This window comes from Candidatus Hydrogenedentota bacterium, from assembly GCA_012523015.1.
Lineage (GTDB): Bacteria > Hydrogenedentota > Hydrogenedentia > Hydrogenedentales > CAITNO01 > JAAYBJ01.
The window spans coordinates 1-2,615 of the sequence record JAAYJI010000321.1; the positions used below are offsets into that span (position 1 = coordinate 1).

2 protein-coding genes are annotated in these 2,615 nt (G+C 43.0%); both read left to right on the forward strand.

Annotated elements, in window-relative coordinates; genetic code table 11:
* Positions 1-211 precede the first annotated feature (211 nt).
* The gene (locus tag GX117_14040; protein ID NLO34451.1) at positions 212-1,126 is read left to right on the forward strand and encodes a hypothetical protein; all 915 of its coding nucleotides are present in this window, start codon (positions 212-214) and stop codon (positions 1,124-1,126) included.
* 308 nt (positions 1,127-1,434) lie between these two features.
* Positions 1,435-2,529 carry a transposase gene (locus GX117_14045; GenBank protein ID NLO34452.1) on the forward strand — a complete coding sequence of 365 codons (1,095 nt, stop codon included), beginning with the start codon at positions 1,435-1,437 and terminating at the stop codon, positions 2,527-2,529.
* The last annotated feature ends 86 nt before the right edge of the window (positions 2,530-2,615 follow it).

The window sequence follows — 2,615 nt, forward strand, 5'->3', positions numbered from 1 at the left end:
ATAATAAGTCCCAAGAATGGTTATATACAATGGTGCCAAATTTAGCAGAGACCGGGAATTATGTGGGTGACTTTTTTGATCCTTCATCAATAAGGCAACCTGAGTTTTTTTATCCACCTGGTTTTATCTATCTTAACAGTGAAGCAATTAATTCTTGCGATGCAAATTATGTTGAAGGCGAATAATACTTATTATAAAAAAGGAATATAATATGAATAGCACACAAAGAAAAATAATTATTGTTTTTGCGGGTGTGATATTCGCGTTTTTCATTGTAGTATTGTTGTATTTAAAAATACCACAAAACATCTGCAAATCGGCTTTTATTGAAAGAACCAGATTTTACGCACCGACTTTAGAATCTAAAGGAGATGTTGATGAACATGCTGATGAGTCGGCCTCTACTACGTCCTTGAGGATTAACGTTAGTACAATTAAGAACATGGAAGAACAGGAATCATTAGACAATGTGAATGCAGATGAAACAAAACATATGATGTCCGCCAAGAGACATTCCCGATTGGAGGATCTTAAATCACCAGAGTACAAAAGTGTCTATCGTGGACTCGCTATTGAGCTAGAAAGAGAAGCGCTTGATTTGGAGAAGGGTGCTTATGAATATGGATTTCCTATACCTGAGTATCCGTATAAAGAACATATTGAGGAGGTAAATGCACTTCTTGAAAGCAGGGGATATGATAGAGATGAACTATATTTTCACTATGTAGATTATTCGGAAAAAGCTAATAAATGGGTCAAGAAATCAAAGAAAGTACAGGAAATATTATCCGTGGCAAGCCAGACTAAATCATCATTATTTATATCAGAAGTTGAAAAACTGTTTGCGAAAAAAAATAATCTTGGCCTGATGCTTATAAGAGTTGATGCATATTACACACAAGCAATGAATGAAAAACTATTTGCCGAAATAAAAGATATTATTATTATGCTGGACAATTTTGATTCCGAATATCTGGATAAGTACGCACTAATGTATTATATTCTTGAAAGTGCATCTGTTCGTGGTTATCAGGTTGGCATTGCAGAGGAAATATACCGTCCTGAAAGAGTGAGTATTGGTTGCCCTGAATTCCTAGCAGGATTGGAATTGGCAGGAAAACTATAGGGGGGTATTTTAGCGACGGGAAATAACAGGGGACAGTCACGAATGGCACTAACTTAAGGTATTTTGCGATATTTGCTACTGTGAGCGATTTCCTTAAACAGATGGCGAGGTTGGTTGAGCAGTTGATAATTCTTGGGTCTTCGCTTTCTTGCTGCATATTCCGGGCGCGAGCGTAACAGTTTGGTTGTTTCCCCTATTCAAAAATCCGAATAAATCGAGCCTCTTGCAGAACCTCAATTTTTGACTTGATTTTTCTTCTCGGTTGTGGTATAGTATATTTGATAGTTAAATAAGAAGGTGTTAATACTATGCTAAACGACCTGCGATTCAAATTCTACGTCATCATGGATTCGCTATTCCCCATTCTTGAGGAGACCTTGGAATTATCGCAGAAGCATCAGGAACTTGTCCGTGTCATCGAACTAATGCGGACGGACGGTTTGTTTGCGCAATATGGTTGGGTGGGCAATGGACGCATACCCAACGACCGCGAACTGCTCTTCAGAGCCTTTGTCGCAAAGGCCATATTCAATATGCCCACTACAAGCGATCTTATCTTGCGGTTAAAAGCGGACCGTACCCTGCGCGCGTTGTGCGGATACGACGGCATCGTCAAAATTCCAAGCGAATCCACGTTTTCAAGGGCTTTTAACGACTTTGCCCGCGATGAACTGCCCCAACGTATTCATGCCGCGATGTTTGAGGACATTATCAAGGAGAAACTTTTCGCGCATAATAGCATAGATGCTACCGCCGTAGAGGGCCGTGAAAAGCCAGCGAAAAAAGAAAAAGAGGATACGGCCAAGCCCAAGAAGAAAAGAGGACGCCCCAAGAAGGGCGAACAAGCCCCGCCCCCCGACCCCAAACGTATTGATTTACAACCCAACCGCTCGCTGGAGGACAACATAAAGGAATTGCCCAATCAATGCGACGTTGGAACCAAACGCAATAGCAAAGGACATACCACCCATTGGATAGGGTATAAACTTCATCTGGGAGTGGTTGATGGCGATATTCCCGCAGCGGCAATTCTTACCAGCGCTTCAACTCACGACAGTCAAGTGGCTATCCCCTTAATGCAGATGACCAAGGAACGCCTGGATACGCTGTATGACCTTATGGACGCTGCCTATGACGCGCAAGGCATACATGATTTCAGTCGTACGCTAGGCCATGTGCCCGTCATTGACCCCAATAAACGTACGGGAGAGACCATTCCCATGGACCCCGCGAAAAAACAACGCTACAACCAGCGTAGTGCTGCTGAACGGGCCAACAGCGCGCTCAAGGACAACTATGGCGGGCGCTTTGTGCGGGTGCGTGGCGCGGCCAAGGTCATGGCCCACCTGATGTTCGGAGTAATTGCATTAACGGCGGCACAAGTCTTCCGACTGATAGGCTGAAAAAGCCTTGATTGAGGGCCTTTTCAGGTTCCGGCCGTTAAACCGGAGGTTGTGGTATACGTATGACACCATATTTTATGCAAAAA